Source organism: Micromonospora sp. WMMD737, from assembly GCF_049179055.1.
GTDB lineage: Bacteria > Actinomycetota > Actinomycetes > Mycobacteriales > Micromonosporaceae > Micromonospora > Micromonospora reichwaldensis.
The window spans coordinates 1,992,530-2,014,464 of sequence record NZ_JBMHMH010000001.1; the positions used below are offsets into that span (position 1 = coordinate 1,992,530).

Below are 21,935 nucleotides of genomic sequence, written 5' to 3' on the forward strand. Positions count from 1 at the left end.
CTAACAGCCATCCGGAGAGGGTCAAGACCCTGACGCGAAGGAGGACGGGACGTTGGACGCATTGGTGTGCGGGCGCGTCGACGCGGCGGGTGTCATCAGGATCAACCGGCCGCAGGTGCGCAACGCCCTCGATCCCGACACCCTCCTGGCGATGACCGACGCCCTGCTCGGGTACGACGCGGACCCGGGCGTACGCGCGGTCGTGCTGACCGGCACCGGCGAGCTGTCCTTCAGCGCCGGGATGGACCTGCGCGCCGCGGCCGAGGGGCGCCTGGTCGACGTGGCCCGCAGTCCACTCACGCTACTGCGCGGCGGCTACCGAAAACCGGTCATCGCCGCGGTCAACGGGCCCGCCGTCGGCGGCGGCTTCGAGCTCGCCCTCGCCTGCGACCTCGTCGTCGCGGCCGAGCACGCCTACTTCGCACTGCCCGAGGTGGGGCGCGGCATCGCCGCCTCCGAGGGCGGCACCGACCTGCCCCGTCGCCTGCCGCTCGCCGTCGCCCTCGAGCTCGGGCTGACGGCCGAGCCGCTTCCGGCGGCCCGGGCCCACGAGCTGGGCCTGGTCAACGCCGTGGTCCCCGCCGACGAGGTCCTCCCCCGCGCGCTCGCGCTCGCCGCCCGGATCGCGGCCCACTCTCCGGCGGCGGTGCTGGCAACCAAGCGGCTCATGCATCTGAGCCTGGACACCCGCGAACGCGACCTCGCCACGGCCAACCGACTCGCGACCCTCGAGCTGCTCGCCGGGCCGGACGCCGCCGAGGGCGCGGCCGCGTTCGTCGCCAGGCGCGCCCCTCGGTGGGCGGACGCGCCCTGAGCGCTCAGGGGCGCGCCGCCGCGATCCGCTCGCGGCGGACGTGCCCTGGACGCTCAGGGACGCGCCGCCGCGATCTGATCGCGCAGCCACGCGATCGAGCGGGTCACCGCCGACTCGGCCCCCTCGGCCTCGATGGCCGGGCCGAGCAGTTCGACGTCGACGATGCCGGCGTAGCCGGCCCGCAGCACGCTGCCCAGCAGGCCGGCGATCGGCAGGTCGGCGTCCCCGGGCACCCACCGGTTGGGGAAGGTCGAGGTGCCGACCCGGAAGTCGGACACCTGCACGATCTCGATCCGCGCGACCCGCTCGCGGACCAGGTCGGTCAGGCCCCGCTCCTGCCAGCAGCAGTAGAGGTCGAGGCAGACGCCGATGCCGCAGAGGTCGGCCAGGGCGAGGGCGTCCCGCGCGGTGTGCGTGAAGCTGAGGTCGCACCTGACCGGCAGGGTGTTCTCCACAGCGAGGCGCACCCCGTGCTCGCGCGCGGCGGCCACGGCCGGGCTGATCCGCTCGGCGAACCGGTCGGCCGCCTCCTCCCACGTCAGGTGCGCCGAGGGGCCCGACGTGAGGTAGACGAGGTCGGCGCCGAGCGTACGGGCGTCGACGACGCCCCGGTCCGCAGCGCCGAAATCTGCCGCGCCCAGCCCGACTCGTCGCCCGGATGGGCGGTGAAGCCGTGCACGAGGTAGCCGAGCCGCACGTCGTGCGCGACGAGCAGGTCACCGAGGGCCGGCACGCCGAAGGCGGCGACCTTGCCGCACTGCAGGCCGACGAGGTCGGTGCCGGTACGCCGGTACATCGCGATCTCCTCGGGCAGGTCCCAGGACATCGCGGCCATGCCGCTGACGCAGAGCGGGTTGACCGTGGCGGACATCGGGCCCCCTGTCGGGTTGGCGGATCGTCCGGGTGGGCGGACGTCGGATCAGTCGAGGTATTCGACGCGCACCCGGCGTACCCCGAGGGGCGCCAGGTGCGGCCGCAGCCGCGCCGTGACGGCCTCGGCGATCCGCTCCGGGGTCCACGCCGCGTGCCGCAGCACGGGGTCGGCGAGCGCCGGGTGGGTCGTCAGCATGAGCTCGGGACCGTTGGCGCGCAGCACCTGGCCGGTCAGCTCGGCGCTGAGGTCCGAGAGCAGGTAGATCAGCAGCGGCACGTTGGCCTCGGGGGCGATCCCCGCGTTCTGCCCGCTCGGCGCACCCCGGAACTGCGCGAGCACCTCGGCCATCCGGGTCTGCGCGTTGGGGGAGATGGCGTTGACGCGGATCCCGGCCTCGGCGAGCTCGGCTGCCCACGCGTAGGTGAGCGTGGCGATCGCGGCCTTCGTCGCCCCGTACACGGCCGTCTCGGCGCGGCCCATCTGCTCGCCCGAGGTGACGTTGACCAGGACCCCGTGGCCCTGGGTGCGCATCGCCGCGATCGCGGCGTCCCCCCAGGCGATGGTGCCGAGCACGTTGACCTCGAGCAGCCGGCGCACCGTGGCCTCGGACTCGGTGCCGGCGTGCGCCATGGCGAAGACGCCCGCGTTGTTGACGATGCCGTCGAGCTGGCCGTGCTCGGCGAGGCAGTCACCCACGACGTCGTGCGCGGTCGCCCAGTCCGCGACGTCGGCGACCCGGATCGCGCCACGGCCACCGGCCGCGGCGAGTTGCCCGCCGAGCCGCTCGAGTCCCTGCCCGTCGACGTCGACGGCGACCACGTGGGCCCCGGCCGCGGCGATGCCCCGCGCGTACGCCGCTCCCAACCCGTTGGCGGCGCCGGTGACGATGACGACGCGGCCGGCGAGCAGGCCGGCCCCCTCGTCCCGGCTGGAGGCGGGCGGACGACCGGGCCCGCTGCCGGGCGGGACGGTCGGGGTCGGACCGGTCCTCGGATCGGGCATGCGGGCAGCCCCTTTCGGCGATCGGAGTCCGGAGCGCCACGCCCCTGCGTTACCGAACGAGCGCTTGGTTGGCCGAACGGTAGGCGGCGGCGCCGCCCAAGTCAAGGAAGGCCCTCACCTGTACCGGCAGAGGCGGCCCCGAGTGGTATAACAAGCGCTTGACCAACTACGTTCGAGGAACCGGGAGCATCCCAGATGTCGACGACCCAGGACCGCCGCTCGGTCATCCTCGACAACGCTGCGCACCTGTTCGCCGCCAAGGGAATCGGCGCCACGACCGTCCGCGAGATCGCCGACTCGGTCGGCATCCTCTCGGGCAGCCTCTACCACCACTTCAAGTCGAAGGACGAGATGGTCGACGCGATCATCTCGGACTACCTCACCGACCTGACCGACCGCTACGCCAAGGTGCTGGCGTCCGGGGAAGGCCCGGCGACCCAGCTACGCGAGCTGGTGACGAGCTCGCTGGCCAACATCGAGGCCCACCCGCACGCGACCGAGATCTACCAGAACTCGAGCAACTACCTGCCCACGATCGAGGGCTACGAACACATCCGCGAGTCGGCCACGTCGATCCAGCGGGCCTGGATCGAGGTGCTCGAGGCCGGCATCGCCACGGGCGACTTCCGCAACGACATCCCGGTACGCGTCCTGCACCGCATGCTGCGTGACTCGCTGTGGCTCTCGGTCCGCTGGTTCAAGCCGACCCCGTCGTACACCAGGGCGACCTTCGCCGACGACCTCGTCTCGGTGTACCTCGACGGGATCCTCGCCCGCGACTGAGGAGGCGCCCCCATGACGGCAGCAGGCCATGCCCGGACCGGTCCGGCCCCGAGCGGCACCACCCGACACGCCGGGCTCCCGGCGGAGGTCGACGCCTGGCTCGGCCGCGCCGTGCCCGAGCTGCGGGGGAACCTGCGACACGAGCTCGTCGCCGGGGGACGCTCCAACCTCACCTACCGGACCACCGACGCGGCCGGCCACGTCGTCGTGCTGCGACGTCCACCGCTCGGGAACCACCCGGCCACCGCGCACGACGTGCTACGCGAGGCGCGGATCCTGCGCGGGCTGCACGGCCACCTCCCGGCGCCGCGAGTGCTCGCCGTCGAGGAGACGGGCGAGGTCGCCGGCGCCCCTCTCGTCGTGCTCGAGCACCTCGACGGCACGATCCTGCGCAGCCCCGCCGACGTCGAGCGGCTCACCACCGAGGCCGACCGCGCGCTCATCGGCCCCACGCTCGTCGACGCCCTCGTGGCCCTGCACGGGCTCGAGCCGGAGCTCATCGGGCTCGGGGGCCTGGCCCACCGCCGTGACTACGTCACCCGTCAGCTCGGGCGCTGGCACGACAACTGGCACCGGACCAGGATCCGCGACCTGCCCGATCTGCAGACCGCGCACGAGCATCTCGTGGCCGCGGCTCCCGAGCAGTCCCGCTCCGGGATCGTGCACGGCGACTTCCGCCTCGACAACTGCATGCTCGACTCCCGATGGCGGATGCAGGGCGTGCTCGACTGGGAGCTGACCACGGTCGGAGACCCCCTGGCCGACGTCGGCCAGCTGCTCGTCTACTGGGCACAGGCCGACGACGAGGCCCGAGCGCTGCACGACCCGGCCACGGTCCTGCCCGGCTTCTCGACCCGGGACGAGCTGCTCACCCGGTACTGCCTCGCCACCGGCACCGACCCGGCCCGGATCGACTACTTCGTCGCCTACAACTGGTGGAAGACCGCCTGCATCGTCGAGGGCGTGCACACCAGGGTCGCGCAGGGCGCGATGAGCGGTGGCGACCGCACCGCGGCCTCGTTCGCCGCGCAGGCGGCCGCCGTCGCCGGCCGGGCCGCGACCCTCGCGGCGGCGCTGCGCCGGCGCTGACCTCGATCCGGCGCACGGCGGCGGGCATCACGAAGCCCAGCGCGGCGGGCGTAAGGACGCGAGTCGTTGCCGGTTTCGAGGTTGTCGAGCAGTACGCCGACCGGGCGGGATGGATCGCCCGCTGCCGGGTCAGGTGCACTGTCGAGCTGCCCCTGTGGACGGGGCAGGGGTCGGCGCCGGTTGGTCGCATGCGTGGGGCAGCTCGACAGCGTCGCACCGACCCGCACGGACGCCGCGAGCGTCACCTGCGACGGGCCGACGCGATTTTCGGGCCGGCGCCCGTGCCGGCGGTGCCGTCGGTGTCAGGTCTGGTCGGGGGTGTCGGGCCCGCGAGCCGTGGTGAGCTTGAACTTCTGGATCTTTCCGCTGGGGGTTCGTGGCAGGGCCGGAACGACGTTGAAGCTGCGGGGGCGCTTGAAGTTCGCCAGCCGCTCCCGGCACCACGCCTCGAGTTCGTCGACGAGCACCGACTCGTCCCCACTCCAGTCGGGAACGGTCTGCACGAAGGCGCGGCCGACCTCGCCCATCCGCGCGTCGGGGACCCCGACGACGGCGACGTCGGAGACCACGGGGTGCTCGCCCAGCACGCGCTCGACCTCGGCGGGGTAGACGTTGAAGCCCCCGACCACGTAGACGTCCTTGATCCGGTCGGTGATGCGCAGGTAGCCGTCCTCGTCGACCCAGCCGACGTCGCCGGTGTGCAGCCAGCCGTCCTCGTCGATGGCCTGCGCGGTGGCGACCGGGTCCTCGAAGTAGCCCAGCATCACGTTGTAGCCACGCACGAGGACCTCGCCGGACTCACCGGCCGGCAGCGCCTGCCCGTCGAGACCGGCGATCCGCAGTTCGGTGCCCGGGATCGCCCGTCCGCAGCTGGTCGAGATCCGCTCGAGGTCGGCGTCGGGCGGACACACGGTCGCGGTGCCGCACGTCTCGGTCAGGCCGTAGGCGGTGATGACGTCGCGGAAGCCGAGTTCCTCGCGCATCCGGCGCAGCAGCGGCACCGGGACGATCGTGGCGCCGGTGACGGCCAGGCGTACCGAGCTGACGTCGTAGGCGCCGAAGTCGGGGTGTTCGAGCAGGGAGGTGTAGACGGTGGGCGCGCCGGGGAAGACCGTGACGCGTTCCCGCTCGACGAGACGCAGCACGGTCCCGACGTCGAACACGGCGACCGGGATGATCGTGGCGCGCATGATCAGGCAGGCCAGGATGCCGGCCCGGTAGCCGAAGCTGTGGAAGAACGGGTTGACCATGAGGTAGCGGTCGCCGCGCCGCAGCCCGACGAGCCGGGCCCACTGCAGGTCGACGCGCAGGTTCGAGGCGTGCGAGACCATCGCGCCCTTGGGGTAGCCGGTGGTGCCCGAGGTGAACAGGATGTCGGCCATGCCCTCGGGGTCGAGGGCGGCGATCCGTCCGTCGACGACGGCGGGGTCGACCTGGTCGGCCAGCGCGGTGAAGCCGGCCAGGGACCACACGCCGGCACCGGCCTGCTCGCGGCCGGCGGCGCCCGACAGGTCGACGACGGTACGCACCGAGGGCAGCAGCGGCACGGGGCGCCCGACGGCCGGTGGTGGCCCGTCGCCGCGCAGGGCGGCCAGATAGTTGGCGCGTAGGAAGGTGTCGTCGAGGATGACCATCGTGGCCCGGACCTTGGCGATGGCGTACCGCGCCTCCTCCCCCCGGAAGCGGGTGTTGACGGGGCAGAGCACGCCCCCGGCGGCCAGCACGCCGAGGGCGCTGACGACCCACTCGGCGCTGTTCGGGGCCCAGACGGCGACGCGGTCCCCCGGCTCGAGACCGTGCGCGACCACGGCCCGGGCGAACCGGGTGACGGCCGCGTCGAGCTCGGCGAAGGTCATCCGTACGTCACCGTCGACCAGGGCCTCGATCTCGGCGGCGTCCTGCGCGGCCTGCCGCAGCAGGGCGGGGATCGTGGTCAACACGTCACTCACGCACATCTCCTCACGCGGAGCCGGTCACTTGTCTGGCGCGGAGCACAGACTACCAACCAAGCGCTTGCTAGACTAGCTGCGGCGTCGCCGGCCACCCCGTCAGCGAGCCACGCAGACTCAACCGATCCGACGTCCGGCACCGACCGGCGAGGCATCCGCAGGAAGGGAACCCGGTGGCAGAGGCATACATCGTGGACGCCGTCCGCACCCCCGTCACGCGACGCGGCGGCGCACTCGCGGGCATCCACTCCGCTGACCTGGGCGCCGCCGCGCTCACCAGTCTCATGAGCTCCTCGGGGATCGACCCCGACGCCGTCGAGGACGTCGTGTTCGGCTGCGTCGACACCATCGGTTCACAGGCCGGCGACATCGCCCGCACCGCCTGGCTCGCCGGCGGCCTCCCGCAGCACGTGCCGGGGGTCACCGTCGACCGGCAGTGCGGCTCGAGCCAGCAGGCGGTGCACTTCGCGGCCCAGGCCGTCATGGCCGGAGTCAACGACGTCGTCGTCGCCGGGGGCGTGCAGAACATGAGCGCCATCCCCATCTCGGCCGCGATGCTCACCGGCCAGCAGTACGGCTTCGCCGACCCCTTCTCCGGCTCCAAAGGCTGGCGCGAGCGCTACGGCGACGAGGAGATCTCGCAGTTCCGCTCGGCCGAGATGATCGCCGGGAAGTGGGACATCAGCCGGGAGGACATGGAGCGCTTCGCCCTGCGCAGCCACGAGCGGGCCCTGCGGGCCATCGCCGAGGGCCGCTTCACCCGCGAGATCCGCGCCGTCGGCGAGGTCGACACCGACACCTGTCCGCGCGCCGACACGAGCCTGGAGAAGATGGCCGGCCTGAACCCGCTCACCCCGGGCGGTCGGGTCACCGCCGCCGCGGCGAGCCAGATCTGCGACGGCGCGGCCGCCCTGCTCGTGATGAGCGAGCGGGCCGTGGCCGAGCACGGGGTGACCCCGCGCGCCCGGATCCACCACCTGTCGGTGCGCGCCGACGACCCGGTGTGGATGCTCACCGCCCCGATCCCGGCCACCGCCCACGCGCTCGGGCGTACCGGGCTGTCGGTCGAGGACATCGACCTGTTCGAGGTCAACGAGGCGTTCGCCTCGGTCGTGCTCGCCTGGATCAGGGAGACGGGGGCCGACCCGGAACGGGTAAACGTCAACGGCGGCGCGATCGCCCTGGGCCACCCCCTCGGCGCCACCGGCGCCCGGCTCATGACCACCCTGCTGCACGAGCTCGAGCGCACCGGCGGCCGCTACGGCCTGCAGACGATGTGTGAGGGCGGCGGCCAGGCCAACGTGACGATCATCGAGAGGCTCGGATGACCCACTCCCCCGCCATGCCCGAGGGCGTCGACCTGACCGGCCAGGTCGCCATCGTCACCGGAGGCACCCGTGGCATCGGCGCCGAGATCACCCGTACCTTCCTCGGGGCTGGGGCGCGGGTGCTCGTGTGCGGCCGCAGCGAGCCCGAGCAGCTGCCCGAGGTCGACGGACGCACGCCCGTCTTCGTCCGGTCGGACGTGCGCGACCCGGAGCAGGCCAAGTCCCTCGTCGCCGCAGCGGTGGACCGGTTCGGCCGGCTCGACATCCTGGTCAACAACGCCGGTGGCGCGCCGAACGCCGACACCGCGACGGTCTCCCCCCGCTTCGTCTCGGCGATCGTCACGCTCAACCTGCTCGCTCCGTTCTACGTCGCCCAGCAGGCCAACGAGGTCATGCAGCGGCAGGGCAGCGGGACGATCATCAACATCGGCTCGGTCGCCGGGGCCAACCCGGCCCCCGACACCGCCGCGTACGCGGCCGCCAAGGCGGGCCTGACGATGCTGACCCGGTGCCTCGGGCTCGACTTCGCGCCGGCCGTGCGGGTCAACCAGGTGACGGTGGGTCTCGTGCGGACCGAGCTGTCGCACCTCTACTACGGCGACGAGGCGGGACAGGACCGGGTGGCCCGGACGATCCCCATGCGGCGGATGGCCACCCCGGCCGACGTCGCCGCGGCCTGCCTGCTGCTCGCCTCGCCGCTGGCCGGGTACGTCACCGGCACGGAGATCGTGGTCGCCGGGGGCGGTGAGATCCCCTCGCGGCACCTGGCCGCCCAGCCGCCCGGCACCGGCCCGCTCGGCTGAGCCCAGCGGCGCACGTACGACAGCGGGGTCCGCACCGGTCGGACCCCGCTGTCATGCGCTGTCGGCGGCCGGCTCAGAGACCGGCGAGCGCCGCCACCTCGGCGCGGACCGCCGCCGGGGAGCCGGCCAGCAGCTGGGCCGACTTGCCGCGCTTGAAGAACAGGTGCGCGTCGTGCTCGAAGGTGAACCCGATGCCGCCGTGCAGCTGGATCGCCTCGGCGGCGACGGTCATCAGCGTGTCGGTGCACACGAGCTTGGCCAGTGCCGCGTCGTGCGAGCGGGTGGCGGCCCCGGTGCGCAGCGTCGTGACGAGGTGGTCGGCCGTGGCCCGCGCCCCGGCGACCGCGACGGCCAGGTCGGCGCAGCGGTGCTTGAGGGCCTGGAACGACCCGATCGGGCGGCCGAACTGCTCGCGGACCTTGAGGTAGTCGACGGTGCGGTCGAGGCAGGCGCGGGCGGCGGCGGCCGACTCCAGCGCGAGCATGGCGCGCACGTGGTCGAGCAGCACCCGGGCCCCCTCGCCGCCGGGGGCGTCGACCCGGGTGGCGGCGGCCCCGCGGAGGTGCACCGTGCTCAGCCGCCGGGTCTGGTCGAGCGTCATGTGCGTCCGCACGTCCACCCCGGCGTCGGTCGGGTCCACGGCGTAGACGCCGAGCCCACCGCCGGCGTCCCGGGCGGTGACGAGGACGACCCGGGCGGCCTCGACCCCGGCGACGAGGGTCTTGGTCCCGGTCAGCGCCCACTCGTCCGAGGTGCCGGTGGCCCGGGTGCCGGTCCGCTCGAGGTCCCAGCCCGTGCCGTCCTCGGCGAGGGCGCTGGCGAGGGTCAGCTGCCCGTCCACGACGCGCGCCAGCAGGGGCTCGGCGCTCGGGCCGAGGGCGCGGGCGGCGAGGATCGCGGTGAGGCTCGTCGCGAGCGCGCCGGGCACGAGCCGGGCCCCGAGTTCCTCGATGACGGCGGTCGCGGCGGACACGTCGAGGCCGAGCCCGCCGAGGTGCTCCGGCACGACGAGGCCGAGCAGGCCCAGCTCGGCCGTGAGCAGTTCGTGCAGCCGCGGGTCGTGGCCCGGCGCCCCGACCATGAGCTCGTGGGTGCGGCGCAGGTCGGCCCGCTCGTCGAGCACCTCGACGACGGAGGCGCGGACCTGGGCCACCTCCTCGGCCGCCTCGGGCGACAACGCCTCGGCCACACGCTGGGGACCGGCGCTCGCTTCGGTCATCGTCCTCACCTCACCGGGGCAGACCGAGCAGGCGCTCGGCGATGATGTTGCGCTGGATCTCGTTGGAGCCGCCGTAGATCGTGTTGGCGCGGCTGAAGAGGAAGTGGGTCTGGGCGTCGTCCAGCTCGTACCCGGGCCCGGTGAGCAGCGCCCCGGCCCCCTCGACGTCGACCGCGAGCTCGCCGAGCGAGCGGTTCCACGTGGCCCACTGCAGCTTGGAGATCGACGCCTCCAGGCCGGACAGCCCTTCACCGGCGGACGCGAGCAGCCGCACCGCCGTGTGCCGCATCACCTCCAGCCCGATGTAGGCATCGACGAGGCGGTCACGCAGCACCGGCTCCTGCCAGGCGCCGTTGGAGTGGGCCCGGGCGATGACGGCGTCGAGGCGCCGGCGGAAGCCGATCTGCTGGCCGAGGGTGGACACGCCGCGCTCGAAGCCCAGGGTGCCCATGGCGACCTTCCAGCCCTCGCCCTCGGCGCCGACGCGGTGCTCGACGGCGGCGACGGCCCCGTCGAAGAAGACCTCGTTGAACTCGCTCGTGCCGGTCAGCTGGGTGATCGGGCGCACCGTGATGCCGGGCTGGTCCATCGGCACGAGCAGGTAGGACAGGCCCGCGTGCCGGGTCGAGCCAGGGTCGGTGCGGCACAGCACGAAGCACCAGTCGGCCAGGTGCGCGAGGGAGGTCCACACCTTCTGCCCGGTGATGACGTAGCTGTCGCCCCGGCGCTCGGCGCGGGTACGCACCCCGGCGAGGTCCGAGCCGGCGCCGGGCTCGGAGTAGCCCTGGCACCAGATGTCCTCGCCGCTGGTGATGCCGGGCAGGAACCGCGCCTTCTGTTCCGGCGTGCCGAAGGCGAGCAGCGTCGGGCCGAGCAGCTGCTCGGACATGTGCCCGAGCCGGCCGGGGGCGGCCGCGCGGGCGTACTCCTCGTGGAAGATGACCTGCTGGGCGAGGGTCGCGGGCCGACCGCCGTACTCGCTGGGCCAGCCGAGGCCGATCCAGCCGGCCCGGCCCAGGTGACGCTCCCACTCGCGGCGCAGCTCGTGCGCCTCGTGCTCGCGTCCCTCGCCGCCGGTGCCGACGGCTGCGGCGAACGGCCCGGTGAGGGCCTCGTGGAGCCAGCCGCGGATCTCGGCCCGGAACTGCTCGTCGCTGACCGGCGCACCGGTGGCCCGCGCCGCGTCCGTACCCATGTCAGGCACCGTAGACGGGGGTCGGCGGCTCGGCGCGGGCGACGAGGTCGGCGATCGCGTCGGTGAGTTCCTCCGGCTTCCACCGCTCGCCCCTGGTGGCGGCCGGCCCGTGGCGCCAGCCGTCGGCGAGCGAGACCTCCCCGCCGGCGACCTCGAAGACGGCTCCGGTGACGGCCTGCGCGGCGTCGGATCCGAGCCAGACCACCAGCGGGGAGACGTTGGCCGGGTCCATCGCGTCGAAGCCCGTTTCGGGGGCGGCCATCGCCTCGGCGAAGACGGCCTCGGTCATCGGCGTACGGGCCGAGGGGGCGATCGCGTTGACGACGATGCCGTAGCGGGCCCACTCGACGGCCGCGATCCGGGTCAGGGCGGCGATCCCGGCCTTGGCGGCGCCGTAGTTGCCCTGCCCGACGCTGCCCATGAGCCCGGCGCCGGAGGACGTGTTGACGACGCGGGCGGCGACCTGGCGGCCGGCCTTGGCCTCGTCCCGCCAGTACGCGGCGGCGTGGCGCATCGGGACGAAGTGGCCCTTGAGGTCGACCCGCAGGACGGAGTCCCACTCCTGCTCGCTCATGTTGACGAGCATCCGGTCGCGGTTGATGCCGGCGTTGTTGACGAGGGTGTGCAGCCCGCCGAAGGTCTCGACGGTCTCGCGCACGAGGCGCTCGCCGTAGGCCCAGTCGCTGACGTCGCCGGCGCTGACGACCGCGCGACCGCCCGCTGCGCGGATCTCGTCGACGACGGCCTGGGCCGCCTCCCGGCTGCTCTCGACGTCGTTGACGACGACGTCGGCGCCCTGGTGGGCGTACTCGAGGGCGTGCGCCCGGCCCAGCCCCTGTCCCGCACCGGTCACGATCACCGTTCGTCCTACGCAGAAGCCGCTCACGACACGCCCCTTCACTCGTGGTGCGGCCAGAAAACCACATCCGACACTAGCTATGCAAGCAAGCGCTTGGTAGGGTCCGCGAAACGACAGAAGGACGGCGGACCACGTGACGATGTTCTCGGCCCTGCGATTCCGAGACTTCCGCTTCGTACTCCTGACCCTGGTGCTGTCCCAGGCCGGCTACTGGGGCTGCAACATCGCCTTCCAGTCGGTGCTCACCGAGGTCGACGGCACCCCGGCGACGATGGGCGCGCTCTTCTTCTGCCTGCTCGTGCCGTTCACGCTCTTCTCCATCCCCGCCGGGGTGCTGGCCGACGCCTTCGACCGGCGGCGGCTGCAGATCGGCGTTCTCCTGGCGACGAGCGTCCTGGCCGGGGTCTGCGCGGCGACGGTCGCGGCCAGGGTCGTCGACCTGCCCGTGCTGCTCGGGCTCGCCTTCCTCGCCGGCACCGGGATCAGCTTCCTGTCCCCGGTGACCCAGGCCCTCGTGGCCAACACCGTCCCGGCCGACGCGCTCGGCAACGCCGTCCCGATCCAGGCCGCCGGGCTCAACCTCGCCCGCTCGATCGGCCCCGCGGTCGCCGGGCTGATCCTCGTGGCCTGGGGACCGCTGGGCACGTTCGTGATGTACGCGACGCTCAGTCTCGCCGCGGTCGCCGCCGCCGTCGCGGTGCGCACCCGTCGCGTCCCGCCGGCCACCCCCGTCGTCCGCGAGAGCCTGGCGGCGCAGGTCCGCGGCGGCATCCGGCACGCCCGGGAGCGGCCCCCGGCCGCGCTCTGCCTGGTCATCGTGGGGGTCAACGCCTTCTTCGGGTGCACATTCACGACCCAGCTCGCCGTCCGGGCGACCTCGACCTCGGACCATCCGGAGACGGTCTTCCCCATGCTCGTGGCCCTGACCGGGCTGGGCTCGTTCCTCGGGGTCCTCGTCGTGGCCCGGCTCTCCGGGCGCGTCGCCACCGTGTGGCACGCCGCGGCCACCCTCGGCCTGCTCGCCGTGAGCACCGCGCTGCTCGGGGCGGCGACGACCGTTCCCGTGCTCGCGGCGGCCGCGCTGCTGTGCGGCTCGTTCAGCATCGGCGCCATGGTGATCCTGCAGACCGTCGTCCAGCGGGTCGTCGACGACGCGCAGCGCGGCCGGGCGATGAGCCTCTACTTCCTCGGCTGGGGCGGCATGCCGTTCGGTGCCCTCCTGCTCGGCGGGCTGAGCACGTGGTTCGGTTCCGCGACCGCCTTCCTGCTGTACGCCGCCGCGTGCCTCGCGACGGCGATCACGGTGATCGTGCGGTTGCGGCGCGGGGGCACCGCCCCCCTGCCCGCGACGTGACCGCCCCGGCCCCTCCTGCTCCCTGCCGACCCGCCGCCCCTCGAAGGAGTCCGCCGTGACCGACCAGTCCCCCCCGACCACGCCCGCGGCGGCGCTGCCCGTGCCCGCCGACTTCGCCCACCGCACCGGGTTCGCGCTCGTCACCGGCGGCAGCGGGGGCATCGGCCGGGTCGTCGCCCTCGAGCTGGCCCGTCGGGGGTCGGCGGTGGCGATCACCTACCGCGGCAACGCCGAGGCGGCCCGGCAGGTGCGCGACGTACTGCCGCCCGTCGCGTCCGGCACGCACTCGGCGCACCGCCTCGACCTCACCGACGCCGAGACCACCGCCGCGCTCGTGACCGCCCTCACCGGAGGCCACGGTCCGCTGCACACGGTCGTGCACGCGGCCGGGCCGCACGTGCCCATGCGGCACCTGTCGACGGTGAGCCCCGGGCAGTTCGCCACACAGGTGGCCAACGACACGACCGCCTTCTTCACGCTGGTCTCGGCCTGCCTGCCGGCCCTGCGGGAGAGCCGCGGCAACGTCGTGGCGATCACGACCGCGGCGACGGCGCGCTACCCCGCCCGCGACGGCCTCTCCGCCGCGCCGAAGGCGGCGGTCGAGGCGCTCGTGCGGGCCTTCGCCAACGAGGAGGGCCGCTTCGGCATCCGGTTCAACTGCGTCGGGCCGGGCATGCTCACCGACGGGATGGCCGAGCGGCTCATCGCCTCCGGGGACCTCGACGAACGCGCCCTGGCCGTGGCCCGGTCCTCGACCCCGCTGCGGCGGTTCGGTGCCGCCCTCGACGTCGCCGAGGCCGCCTGCTTCCTGGCCAGCGACCGGGCCGACTTCGTCACCGGGCAGAAGCTCGACGTCGACGGGGGCTTCGGTGTCTGAGCAGCCCCGGTCCGTCCCCTCGATGTCGGGCCCCCGCGGCGAAGGGCACGCGGCGACCAGGGCCTCCGGCTCGGTCGGGCTGGGCGTGCTGGACGCGCTGCTCGCCGAGCGGGCCATCGAGCGGGCCCTGCTGCGCTACGCGCGCGGGGTCGACCGGATGGACCGGGACCTCGCCGCGAGCGCCTTCCACCCGGACGCCCGGATCACCCTCGGCGGAACAGTGGCCGACCGGGACACGACGCTGGACGTCGTCTTCGCGCTCGTGGCGCGGCGCACCATGACGATGCACTACCTGACGAACGTCCTGGTCGAGCTCGACCAGGCGGACCCGGACCGGGCCCGGGCCGAGACGTACGGCATCGCGTTCCAGCGCAGCGCGTCGGAGCCGCCGCACGGCAACCTCGTCAGCGGGTTCCGCTACGTCGACCTCGTCACCCGGCGCGCGGGTGAGTGGCGGGTGCGGGAGCGTCTCACCGTCTCGGAGTGGCAGCGGGTCGACGACCTCGCCGGGCAGTGGCCGATCCCCGAGGCCTCGCTGCGGGGAGCCCGCGACGGGTCCGACCCGGTCAGCCTCCCGTGGCCGCCCGCCGGCCTGGGCGCCTAGCCGCCGGACCGGGTGCCTAGCCGCCGGATCCGGCCGTCAGCTCGGGCCGGGCGCGCCCCCGCCGAGCATCGCGCGCATCCCGCCGTGGTTGCCGGCGACGAGGGCGGCCCGGTCCAGGCCGGAGCGCCGCGCGGCGACCTCGGCCTGCTGGCGCACGACGTGTACCGGGCCGGCGCCCAGGGCTGCCAGGCCCTGCGCGGCCACGTCGGCCGGGTCGGCCGCTCCGGTCAGGTCGAGGCCCGCTCGTTCCATGGCGGGCGTGGCCGTGAGCCCGAGTACGAGGTGCAGCACGTCGACGCCGACCTGCCCGAGTTCGAGCCACAGGCCCTCGGTGAAGATCCGGGCGAAGGCCTTGGCCGCGGCGTAGACGCCGATGTGGGCGTGGCCGAGGTAGCCGGCCGAGGAGCCGACGACGAGGATGCCGCCACGGCCGCGTGCGGCGAGCCGGGCACCGAACTCCCGGCAGAGCTCCAGCGGGCGGGTGACGTTGAGGTCGATGACGGCCTGGACCCGGGCGAGGTCCGCCTCGACGAAGCGGCTGCGGTAGGTGTTCGCGCCGGCGTTGAGGACGAGCAGGCCGAGGTCGAGGTCGGCCACTGCCTCGACGATCCGGGCGGTCGCGTCCGCGTCGAGCAGGTCCAGCGCGAGCACCCGGCACGGGGCCCCGTGGGCCCGGACCCGGTCGGCGACCTCCGCGAGGGCCTCGGGCTTGCGGGCGACGAGCACGACGCCGAGGCCGGCCCGCGCCAACTGCTCGGCGAACGCGGCGCCGACCCCCTCGGAACCCCCGACGACCAGGGCCCAGGGCCCGTAGCGCTCGCGCAGGCCGGTCACGCCTGTGGCCTCGCTCATGCCCCCGCCCCGCTGCCCGTCGCCACGGCGGCGGCCTCGTCGAACCAGTCCCACTCCCAGGGGGTGATGGTGGCCAGGGGCCCGGCGAGCAGCGGCGTGGCCGTGCCGGCGAGCGCCGCGGGCGGGGCGGGCAGCGGGTCCACGGCCAGGGCCCGCGCGAACTCGACCGGGTCCGCCTCGAGGTAGGTGAGGCGGACCCGCGTGACCGGTCCGTCGGGGTTGCCACGGCTCGGGGCGCTGCGGAAGGTCCACACGCCCGCGACGCCGTCGCGCGCGAGCAGGTCGGGCACCTGGGTCTCGTGCTCGAACCGCGACAGGTCGGCCACGTCGGGGAGCGGGGAGGTCTCGACCCGGCTCACCTCGACGTACACCCCGCGGTGGGGCCGGAACGGCAGCGCGGCGAGGGTGACGAAGGCCCGGCGGGCCACGTAGCCCTGAACAGGGCGGAACATCCGGGTCATCGGCCGTTCGGTCCAGGCCAGCTCCGGACGCCGGCCCTGGTGGACCGCCCGGTCGCCGAGGTCCTTCCACTCGGCGATCGAGTCCGCGGCCGGCTCGGCGAACCAGTACATCGCCAGGTACTGGCTGCCGGCGAGGGCGGGGTCGGGGTAGCTGCCGAGCCGCTCGCACGCGGGGGTACGCACCCAGCGGTCGCCGTGGACGACGCCGGGCAGGGCGAGGTTCTCGGGGCGGTGGTCGAGCTGGTGCCACGCGTTGTAGTCGCGATGGCGGGCGGGGTCGGTCACCTTCGGGAAGGAGAAGAAGGCGCGGGTGGCGGTCTCCGGGGTGCTCGGGATCATCTCTGCCCTCTCCGCGGGGTGGGGCGCTGACGCTTGACCCTAGGGCGGCGCCGGCACTACCGTCAAGCAAGCGCTTGGTTGACATCAGTGTCCGCAGAGGAGCCCCATGACCGCCAGCGACGCGGACTTCCGCGCCCGACTCGACGCCCTGATCGGTCTCACCGACCCGCCACGCCGGGCCAAGGACGCGGTCACCGAGGCGGCCATCCGCATCTGGTGCGACGCCGTCGGCGACGAGAACCCCGCCTACCAGGACCCGGGGTGGGCCGCCCGCTCCGCCTGGGGCGGCATCGTGGCCCCGGCGACCTCGCTGAACATGTGGACCCTGCCGGGCAACCGGCGCAGCCACCGCCACGCCGAGAGCCTCGACCGGGTCAACGAGGTCCTCGCCGAGCGCGGCTTCACCTCGGTGGCCGCCGTGCAGACGGAGCACACCTACGTACGCCCGCTGCGCCCCGGCGACCACCTCGAGCAGTTCCCCTCCATCGGCGCGGTCTCCCCGGAGAAGTCCACCCGCCTCGGCCGGGGCCACTTCGTCGACCTCGTCAGCGACTACCGCACCCTCGACGGCGAGCCGGTCGGACGCGTCGTCCTGCGGATGCTCCGCTGGAACCCGGCGACCCGGGCCGAGGTCCCGGCGACGCCCGGCGACCGCCTCGCCCGGCCGGTGCGCCCGGTCGGCGCCGCCCCGGCCGACCTGCCGCCCGCCGGCACCACCGGCACCCTGACCGCGCACCTGCAACCCGGCTACGCCGCCGCCCCCCTCGACGAGCGCCCCTACCTCGTCGGCACCGCCGAGCTCGCCGACGGGACCCGCCTCAGCGCAGACGTCGTGGACCTGCGCCCCGACCTCGTGCACGACGGCATGCCGGTCGTCGTGGCCCACCGACGCACCCGCGACGGCCAGCTCCTGCCGGTCCTCACCGCCCCCCGGCCCGTACGCCGCACGAGCACCCGCACCGGGGCCGAGGTGAGCCCCGGGCAACGCCTCGCCCCCTGGCCGATCCCTGTCACCCAGCTGTCCATCGCGGCGCTGGCGACCGCGACCTTCGACTTCAACGACGTGCACCTCGACCGCGACGCGGCCCTCGAGCGGGGCGCCCGCGACGTCTACATGAACATCCTCGGCTCGAGCGCGCTGGTCAACTGCTACCTCACCGACTGGGCCGGGCCGGAGGCCCGCGTCGTCGACTTCCGTACCCGCCTCGCCGCGCAGAACCACCCCGGCGACACCTTCACCCTCGACGGTGTCGTCACCGGCCTGGAGCCGGCGCCCGGAGCCCTCGGGGGAACGCACGTCACCGTCGACGTACGCGGCACCAACAGCCTCGGCGACCACGTCATCGCCTCCGCCACCCTCGCCCTGCCCTGAGAGGAACCCCGTGCTCGCCAGCTACGTCGTCGACTCCGGCTCCCCCGACAGCCTGCGGCTCGGTCAGCTCGACGCCCCGACGCCCGGCCCCGGTCAGGTGCTCGTGCGGGTCCAGGCGGCGAGCCTGGACCGGGTCGACACGTACATCCGTCGCGGCACCCACGGGATGGCGGTCGCCGGGCCGACGATCCTCGGCCGGGACGTCGCCGGCACCGTCGTGCGGACCGGTCCCGGCGTCACCGGCCTCACTCCCGGTGACGCGGTCGTCGGGCTGACCACCGGCACCCACGCCGAGCTCGCCGTCGTCGCGGCCACGCACTGCTTCCCACGCCCTGCCGCGCTCGACGCCGTCCACGCCGCGGCGGTGCCCACCGCCGGACGCACCGCCTACGACGCGGTCGTCAACCTCGCCGGGGTGCGCCCCGGCGACCGGGTCCTCGTCGTCGCCGCCGCGGGCGCCGTCGGCACCTTCGCCGTCCAGTACGCCCACCACCTGGGCGCGCGCGTCCTCGGCACCAGCGCCCCGGCGAAGGCCGACGCCGTACGCGCCCTCGGCGCCCTCGACGTCGTGGACCACTACCGCCCCGACGTCGTCGAGTCCCTGCGTGCCGCCCTGCCCGGCGGCGAGGCCGACGTCGTCGTCGAGTCGGTCGGCGGCACCCTGTGGTCCGATGTGCTCAAGGTCCTCGCCCCCGGCGGGCGGCTGGTCACCTGCGGCGTCACCGCCGACAGCCACGCCCACCTGCACCTGGGCCGACTCATGGTCAAGGGCTGGACGCTGCGCGGCATCGGCCGGCCCGGGCCCGAGGCGGTGGCCCGCCAGCTGCGCGAGGCCCTCACCCTCTCGGCCGTCGCCGCCGCCCCCGCGGTCGCCGCCACGTACCCGCTCGCGCGGGCCGCTGCCGCGCACGACCGGCTGGAGGCCTCCGACTTCGTCGGGCGGATCGTCCTCACGACCGGTTGAGCGGGGCCGCCGCGGAGGAGCCGCTAGCTTGATCTGTCGCAGCTTCATCGATCGCGTGACACGGGGCCGGGTGGCCCGAGACAAGCAAGATCAAGCTAGTCGAAGCCGACATCCCGGGCAGCGCCGGAGACATCGCCGACGACCCGGAACCTCATGCTGTACCCAACCGGCTTGGTCACGAGGAAGGTTCCGGGTGAGATCCGGCCGAGTCCGTCCGCCCTGCCATCGGAGACGTAGCCGAAGTCAGGGTCCTTACCCGCACCGATGGTGGCTGACAACAGCGTGAAATGTTCGCCCCCGACGAAGCCGGAACCGCCGAACGTGATGCGGTATCCGCCGGGCGTCGAGTCTGGCACCACACTTATTCCGAGAACCGGCAGAACCACCTGGTCGCCGGGCGAGGAACCAGACGGAGCCGGCGAGAGATCGTAACTGGTGCGCCGCGCCGTCCACGGAACCTTCGGCGCGGTCGAGTCACTTCGCTCCATGTCCCAAGTGGATCCGGCGAAGCCCATCGCCTCATCGAAGTGGCCCTCGTAACGGCCGGTGGATCCATTACCCCAGTCGATGTCGAATTGGATGCCGCCGTCCGGCATGACACCCCCGGAACCGGCCCGATGCTTGGCCTGCACCCGACCCTCGAGATCCCGGTACGACGCTTCGAGCACGCGGTAGCCGTTTCCGACGCCCGGAATCAGCGTCACCCAGGCGTCGTAGCGGTTGTTCTGTCGGATCTCCCACTGACCCGCGTAGTCGAGATGCGCCAACGGATCTCCCTGAATCCGCACCGAGCCGGGAACCGCCGAACCCGAACCCGCCGGCGCTGGCTTCAGGCGGCCGATCTCCTGTAGCCGGGCAAATTCCGACAAGGTCACCCCATGTTCGAGGGCAATACTCCCGGGGTTGGGCCGAAAAGAGCCGAAGGAAACCCCCTTCTCCTTGGATATGCGGCCGAGTTCCGGTCCAGAGACTTCGTCGTCGTGTCGTCGAGGGTTTGCCGGCATCACACACTCCCGTCAGCAGATTCAACCAGTTGAACCATGATGAAGGATGCGAATCATATATTCGTTTCATCGTGGGTGATGTCAAAAAGCGGCTGGACAGGTGTCGCAGACCTTTCAGTGCATCCTGATGGCGTCGCTTCGTCGGCCGCTCACACCGCACGAAACCGACACCACCGTCACATTCGCACTGCTCATCTAGGTAAGCGGCTCCCCCGACACGGCGGACAGGACGACGAGCGGGATCTGCCGCCCGAAGCCCGCGGCCCGTTCGGCGTAGCGCCCCACGTTTGGCTTCTGCGCCACGACGTGCGCGAACAGCTCCGGGTCGCGCTCCCCGTCGGTCACCCGCGCCCGCACCGCGATCGTCCTGCGCCGCAGGACGATCCAGCAGAGGTCGTGGTGCCGCGCGTTCACCACCCAGGCCGGGTCCTTGGGACCGCCGCCCTTGGAGCCGACGACCACCAGGTCCGGCCCGTGCGGCACGTACGGCAGCGCCGCGTCGCGCAACTGCCCGGACCGGCGGCCCACCGTCGTCAGCAGCAGCGTGGGGTGGTAGGGAAACCGGCCCGCCAGCGCGTACTGCAACGACACGAGCGAGAACCCGGTCCGCCGCACCAGGAACCTGTCGAACGCCATCCCGCGCGGCCCACGGATGACGATCAGCCACGACCGGCCGTACGAGGCGAACGACCTCGTCTCCGCGCCGATCCGTTCCCCCCGGCTCATCGCGCGCGGGCCAGCAACGGCGACAGCGTCCCGGCGACGTCGGCGACGTCCTCGATGCCCCGGACCGCCTCGACGAGCTGCTCCTGCGTGCCCGCGTCGAGGATCCCGTCGCAGAACGTGGCCAGCTTGCCGACCACGAAGTCCCAGTCCGCCCGGGTCGCCTCGCTCCACGGGTCGCCCTGGGCGAAGTCCGACTCGACGACGTACTCCCGGCCGCCGGCCCGGATCGTCAGCGCGCCCCGGGTCCGGCGGATCTGGCCACCCGGGTGCTCCCTGAGGTCGGCCTCCCACTCGGCGTCGAGCACCGGGTCGGGCGCCGTCGTGATCCGGCGCGCCAGGTCCCACACCTCGGGGTCCGTCAGCCGCTGCGGGTCGTACCACTGCGGACCGGGGGCGTGCCCGAGCAACGCCAGCGCCGCGGCGTACGGCATGTTGAAGGCGCCGTCCATCGGCGCGACGAGCGTGTCCGGGATCTGCGGGGCCGGCTCCCGGAACTGCAACGTCCGGTAGGCCGCCGGGCTCAGCCGGATCTCCATGGACTCGATCTGCGACACCGGCACCCCGTGGGTGCCCGGGAACGCGCGGATCGCGTCGAGCGCGGCGTGGGTGAACCGGCACGTCGGGTACGGCTTGAGCGACGTTTCGCTGATCCACCACGTCGACCCCAGGCCGGCGACCATCTCGTGCCGCTCGCCGCCGACGAAGCCCATCGCCTCGATGAAGCCCGGGGTGCGGTCCAGCACGTCCAGGTCGCCGGTGTAGCCCTCCTCGGCGAGCGCCGCACCGAGCATCCCGGCGTGCGCGATCGCCCCGTACGGGCCGTACTTGAACGCGTTGAACGAGCGCCGCTCGGCCAGGTAGGAGTTCTTCGCCGGCGGGGCCAGCCAGGCGACCAGGCCGAGCGCGTGGGTCAGGCGCTCCGGCTCCCAGCCGCCGACGACGGCGCACGCCGCGGCCGTGCCCATCGAGGCGTACCCGTGCGACGACAGCGGCGACCATCGGAACTGACCGTCGGAGAAGGCCATGAGCGAGGTCGACAGGTTCAGCCGCGCGTTGATCTCGAAGGCGACGATGCTCGCGCGCAACAGGCTCGCCCCGTCGGCGTGCAGCCGCTCGGCCTCGGCCAGTCCGGCCGCGACCCCGAACACCGCGAAGTGCGCCGAGTTGAAGAAGGTGTCGTCCGCGTCCAACGCGTTCATCATGTCCGCGTTGGCGTGCGCGGCGTTGATGGCCGCGACCCGCTGCCCCAGCCCGAACACCGTCGCCTCGGCCGGGCCGCCGAACCGGGCGGCGACCCGCTGGACCATGCGGCTGCGCCGCAGCCGCACCGCCGCCAGCCCGCAGACGAGCGAGTCGAGCAGGACGAGCTTGCCGTATTCGCGTACCGGCTCGGGGATGTCCTCGTGGCGCGTGGTCGCGAACCGCGCGAGCAGCTGCGTCCGGGTCGGTTCCGTCGCGTCGGTCACC

General features: G+C 73.6%; 22 protein-coding genes. 10 read left to right on the top strand and 12 right to left on the bottom strand.

The window, feature by feature from the left end:
• Window positions 1–52 precede the first annotated feature (52 nt).
• Window positions 53–814, top strand: a complete 762-nt coding sequence (locus tag ACN27A_RS07720; protein WP_421450789.1) for an enoyl-CoA hydratase/isomerase family protein — start codon at window positions 53–55, stop codon at window positions 812–814.
• 53 nt (window positions 815–867) lie between these two features.
• Here ACN27A_RS07720 and ACN27A_RS07725 read toward each other — a convergent pair whose 3' ends face one another.
• Genes ACN27A_RS07725 through ACN27A_RS07735 form a run of 3 tightly spaced genes read right to left on the bottom strand, consistent with a single transcriptional unit; the run spans window position 868 to window position 2,690 of the window.
• Window positions 868–1,455, bottom strand: coding sequence for a sugar phosphate isomerase/epimerase family protein (locus ACN27A_RS07725; protein WP_421458398.1), 588 nt, complete (start codon window positions 1,453–1,455; stop codon window positions 868–870).
• Window positions 1,353–1,685, bottom strand: a complete 333-nt coding sequence (locus ACN27A_RS07730; RefSeq protein ID WP_421450790.1) for a hypothetical protein — start codon at window positions 1,683–1,685, stop codon at window positions 1,353–1,355. Before ACN27A_RS07730 ends, ACN27A_RS07725 begins: the two co-directional genes overlap by 103 nt.
• Window positions 1,686–1,733: 48 nt before the next feature.
• Window positions 1,734–2,690, bottom strand: a complete 957-nt coding sequence (locus ACN27A_RS07735; RefSeq protein WP_421450793.1) for an SDR family NAD(P)-dependent oxidoreductase — start codon at window positions 2,688–2,690, stop codon at window positions 1,734–1,736.
• A 195-nt stretch (window positions 2,691–2,885) separates the two neighbouring features.
• Here ACN27A_RS07735 and ACN27A_RS07740 point away from each other — a divergent pair, with 195 nt between their 5' ends.
• Together ACN27A_RS07740 and ACN27A_RS07745 are read left to right on the top strand one after the other, a co-directional pair.
• Complete coding sequence (locus tag ACN27A_RS07740) at window positions 2,886–3,473, top strand: TetR/AcrR family transcriptional regulator (protein ID WP_311410309.1); 588 nt, start codon at window positions 2,886–2,888, stop codon at window positions 3,471–3,473.
• Window positions 3,474–3,485: 12 nt separating this feature from the next.
• A complete protein-coding gene (locus ACN27A_RS07745; RefSeq protein WP_421450795.1) occupies window positions 3,486–4,562 on the top strand; it encodes a phosphotransferase family protein in 1,077 nt (358 codons plus the stop codon).
• Between the two features lie 302 nt (window positions 4,563–4,864).
• On the opposite strand, the gene ACN27A_RS07750 is transcribed toward ACN27A_RS07745, so the two are convergent.
• On the bottom strand, window positions 4,865–6,502 hold the full coding sequence (locus tag ACN27A_RS07750) for a FadD3 family acyl-CoA ligase (RefSeq protein WP_421458399.1): 1,638 nt from the start codon (window positions 6,500–6,502) through the stop codon (window positions 4,865–4,867).
• Window positions 6,503–6,684: 182 nt separating this feature from the next.
• On the opposite strand from ACN27A_RS07750, the gene ACN27A_RS07755 reads away from it, so the two are divergent.
• Both ACN27A_RS07755 and ACN27A_RS07760 read left to right on the top strand, forming a co-directional pair.
• Window positions 6,685–7,839, top strand: a complete 1,155-nt coding sequence (locus ACN27A_RS07755) for an acetyl-CoA C-acetyltransferase (RefSeq protein WP_421450796.1) — start codon at window positions 6,685–6,687, stop codon at window positions 7,837–7,839.
• Complete coding sequence (locus tag ACN27A_RS07760) at window positions 7,836–8,642, top strand: SDR family oxidoreductase (protein ID WP_421450798.1); 807 nt, start codon at window positions 7,836–7,838, stop codon at window positions 8,640–8,642. Before ACN27A_RS07755 ends, ACN27A_RS07760 begins: the two co-directional genes overlap by 4 nt.
• A 73-nt stretch (window positions 8,643–8,715) precedes the next feature.
• Here ACN27A_RS07760 and ACN27A_RS07765 read toward each other — a convergent pair whose 3' ends face one another.
• Genes ACN27A_RS07765 through ACN27A_RS07775 form a run of 3 tightly spaced genes read right to left on the bottom strand, consistent with a single transcriptional unit; the run spans window position 8,716 to window position 11,957 of the window.
• Window positions 8,716–9,861, bottom strand: coding sequence for an acyl-CoA dehydrogenase family protein (locus ACN27A_RS07765; protein WP_421450800.1), 1,146 nt, complete (start codon window positions 9,859–9,861; stop codon window positions 8,716–8,718).
• A gap of 10 nt (window positions 9,862–9,871) precedes the next feature.
• The gene (locus tag ACN27A_RS07770; RefSeq protein ID WP_421450802.1) at window positions 9,872–11,056 is read right to left on the bottom strand and encodes an acyl-CoA dehydrogenase family protein; all 1,185 of its coding nucleotides are present in this window, start codon (window positions 11,054–11,056) and stop codon (window positions 9,872–9,874) included.
• Window position 11,057: 1 nt separating this feature from the next.
• The gene (locus ACN27A_RS07775) at window positions 11,058–11,957 is read right to left on the bottom strand and encodes an SDR family oxidoreductase (protein ID WP_421450805.1); all 900 of its coding nucleotides are present in this window, start codon (window positions 11,955–11,957) and stop codon (window positions 11,058–11,060) included.
• A gap of 97 nt (window positions 11,958–12,054) precedes the next feature.
• On the opposite strand from ACN27A_RS07775, the gene ACN27A_RS07780 reads away from it, so the two are divergent.
• From ACN27A_RS07780 to ACN27A_RS07790, 3 genes are read left to right on the top strand one after another with little or no spacing between them, the layout of a single operon-like run.
• Window positions 12,055–13,269, top strand: coding sequence for an MFS transporter (locus tag ACN27A_RS07780; RefSeq protein WP_421458400.1), 1,215 nt, complete (start codon window positions 12,055–12,057; stop codon window positions 13,267–13,269).
• 55 nt (window positions 13,270–13,324) lie between these two features.
• Window positions 13,325–14,146 (top strand): SDR family NAD(P)-dependent oxidoreductase, encoded by an 822-nt coding sequence (locus tag ACN27A_RS07785; RefSeq protein WP_421450807.1) that lies wholly within the window; start codon window positions 13,325–13,327, stop codon window positions 14,144–14,146.
• A 22-nt stretch (window positions 14,147–14,168) separates the two neighbouring features.
• Window positions 14,169–14,750 (top strand): nuclear transport factor 2 family protein, encoded by a 582-nt coding sequence (locus ACN27A_RS07790; RefSeq protein ID WP_421450809.1) that lies wholly within the window; start codon window positions 14,169–14,171, stop codon window positions 14,748–14,750.
• 36 nt (window positions 14,751–14,786) lie between these two features.
• On the opposite strand, the gene ACN27A_RS07795 is transcribed toward ACN27A_RS07790, so the two are convergent.
• Both ACN27A_RS07795 and ACN27A_RS07800 read right to left on the bottom strand, forming a co-directional pair.
• The gene (locus ACN27A_RS07795; protein ID WP_421450811.1) at window positions 14,787–15,602 is read right to left on the bottom strand and encodes an SDR family NAD(P)-dependent oxidoreductase; all 816 of its coding nucleotides are present in this window, start codon (window positions 15,600–15,602) and stop codon (window positions 14,787–14,789) included.
• The gene (locus ACN27A_RS07800) at window positions 15,599–16,402 is read right to left on the bottom strand and encodes a hypothetical protein (RefSeq protein WP_421450813.1); all 804 of its coding nucleotides are present in this window, start codon (window positions 16,400–16,402) and stop codon (window positions 15,599–15,601) included. The genes ACN27A_RS07795 and ACN27A_RS07800 overlap by 4 nt, the downstream gene beginning before the upstream one ends.
• A gap of 106 nt (window positions 16,403–16,508) precedes the next feature.
• Here ACN27A_RS07800 and ACN27A_RS07805 point away from each other — a divergent pair, with 106 nt between their 5' ends.
• Window positions 16,509–17,774 (top strand): FAS1-like dehydratase domain-containing protein, encoded by a 1,266-nt coding sequence (locus ACN27A_RS07805; RefSeq protein ID WP_421450814.1) that lies wholly within the window; start codon window positions 16,509–16,511, stop codon window positions 17,772–17,774.
• A 10-nt stretch (window positions 17,775–17,784) separates the two neighbouring features.
• Complete coding sequence (locus ACN27A_RS07810; protein ID WP_421450817.1) at window positions 17,785–18,738, top strand: quinone oxidoreductase family protein; 954 nt, start codon at window positions 17,785–17,787, stop codon at window positions 18,736–18,738.
• A 95-nt stretch (window positions 18,739–18,833) separates the two neighbouring features.
• Here the strand turns inward: ACN27A_RS07810 and ACN27A_RS07815 are convergent, their stop codons facing one another.
• The 3 genes from ACN27A_RS07815 to ACN27A_RS07825 all read right to left on the bottom strand — a co-directional run bounded on the left by ACN27A_RS07815 (window position 18,834) and on the right by ACN27A_RS07825 (window position 21,934).
• Window positions 18,834–19,742, bottom strand: coding sequence for a hypothetical protein (locus tag ACN27A_RS07815; protein WP_421450819.1), 909 nt, complete (start codon window positions 19,740–19,742; stop codon window positions 18,834–18,836).
• Window positions 19,743–19,937: 195 nt separating this feature from the next.
• Window positions 19,938–20,468 carry a nitroreductase/quinone reductase family protein gene (locus ACN27A_RS07820; RefSeq protein WP_421450821.1) on the bottom strand — a complete coding sequence of 177 codons (531 nt, stop codon included), beginning with the start codon at window positions 20,466–20,468 and terminating at the stop codon, window positions 19,938–19,940.
• A complete protein-coding gene (locus ACN27A_RS07825) occupies window positions 20,465–21,934 on the bottom strand; it encodes an MmgE/PrpD family protein (protein WP_421450823.1) in 1,470 nt (489 codons plus the stop codon). The genes ACN27A_RS07820 and ACN27A_RS07825 overlap by 4 nt, the downstream gene beginning before the upstream one ends.
• Window position 21,935 lies beyond the last annotated feature (1 nt).

What these genes read in the sequence shown, in the direction of transcription:
- ACN27A_RS07730 (WP_421450790.1), bottom strand. Translation starts at nt 1,685, where the DNA reads ATGTCCGCCACGGTCAACCCGCTCTGCGTCAGCGGCATGGCCGCGATG.
- ACN27A_RS07820 (WP_421450821.1), bottom strand. Translation starts at nt 20,468, where the DNA reads ATGAGCCGGGGGGAACGGATCGGCGCGGAGACGAGGTCGTTCGCCTCG.
- ACN27A_RS07735 (WP_421450793.1), bottom strand. Translation starts at nt 2,690, where the DNA reads ATGCCCGATCCGAGGACCGGTCCGACCCCGACCGTCCCGCCCGGCAGC.
- ACN27A_RS07770 (WP_421450802.1), bottom strand. Translation starts at nt 11,056, where the DNA reads ATGGGTACGGACGCGGCGCGGGCCACCGGTGCGCCGGTCAGCGACGAG.
- ACN27A_RS07760 (WP_421450798.1), top strand. Translation starts at nt 7,836, where the DNA reads ATGACCCACTCCCCCGCCATGCCCGAGGGCGTCGACCTGACCGGCCAG.
- ACN27A_RS07815 (WP_421450819.1), bottom strand. Translation starts at nt 19,742, where the DNA reads ATGCCGGCAAACCCTCGACGACACGACGACGAAGTCTCTGGACCGGAA.
- ACN27A_RS07780 (WP_421458400.1), top strand. Translation starts at nt 12,055, where the DNA reads ATGTTCTCGGCCCTGCGATTCCGAGACTTCCGCTTCGTACTCCTGACC.
- ACN27A_RS07805 (WP_421450814.1), top strand. Translation starts at nt 16,509, where the DNA reads ATGACCGCCAGCGACGCGGACTTCCGCGCCCGACTCGACGCCCTGATC.
- ACN27A_RS07765 (WP_421450800.1), bottom strand. Translation starts at nt 9,861, where the DNA reads ATGACCGAAGCGAGCGCCGGTCCCCAGCGTGTGGCCGAGGCGTTGTCG.
- ACN27A_RS07790 (WP_421450809.1), top strand. Translation starts at nt 14,169, where the DNA reads ATGTCGGGCCCCCGCGGCGAAGGGCACGCGGCGACCAGGGCCTCCGGC.
- ACN27A_RS07745 (WP_421450795.1), top strand. Translation starts at nt 3,486, where the DNA reads ATGACGGCAGCAGGCCATGCCCGGACCGGTCCGGCCCCGAGCGGCACC.
- ACN27A_RS07740 (WP_311410309.1), top strand. Translation starts at nt 2,886, where the DNA reads ATGTCGACGACCCAGGACCGCCGCTCGGTCATCCTCGACAACGCTGCG.
- ACN27A_RS07800 (WP_421450813.1), bottom strand. Translation starts at nt 16,402, where the DNA reads ATGATCCCGAGCACCCCGGAGACCGCCACCCGCGCCTTCTTCTCCTTC.
- ACN27A_RS07795 (WP_421450811.1), bottom strand. Translation starts at nt 15,602, where the DNA reads ATGAGCGAGGCCACAGGCGTGACCGGCCTGCGCGAGCGCTACGGGCCC.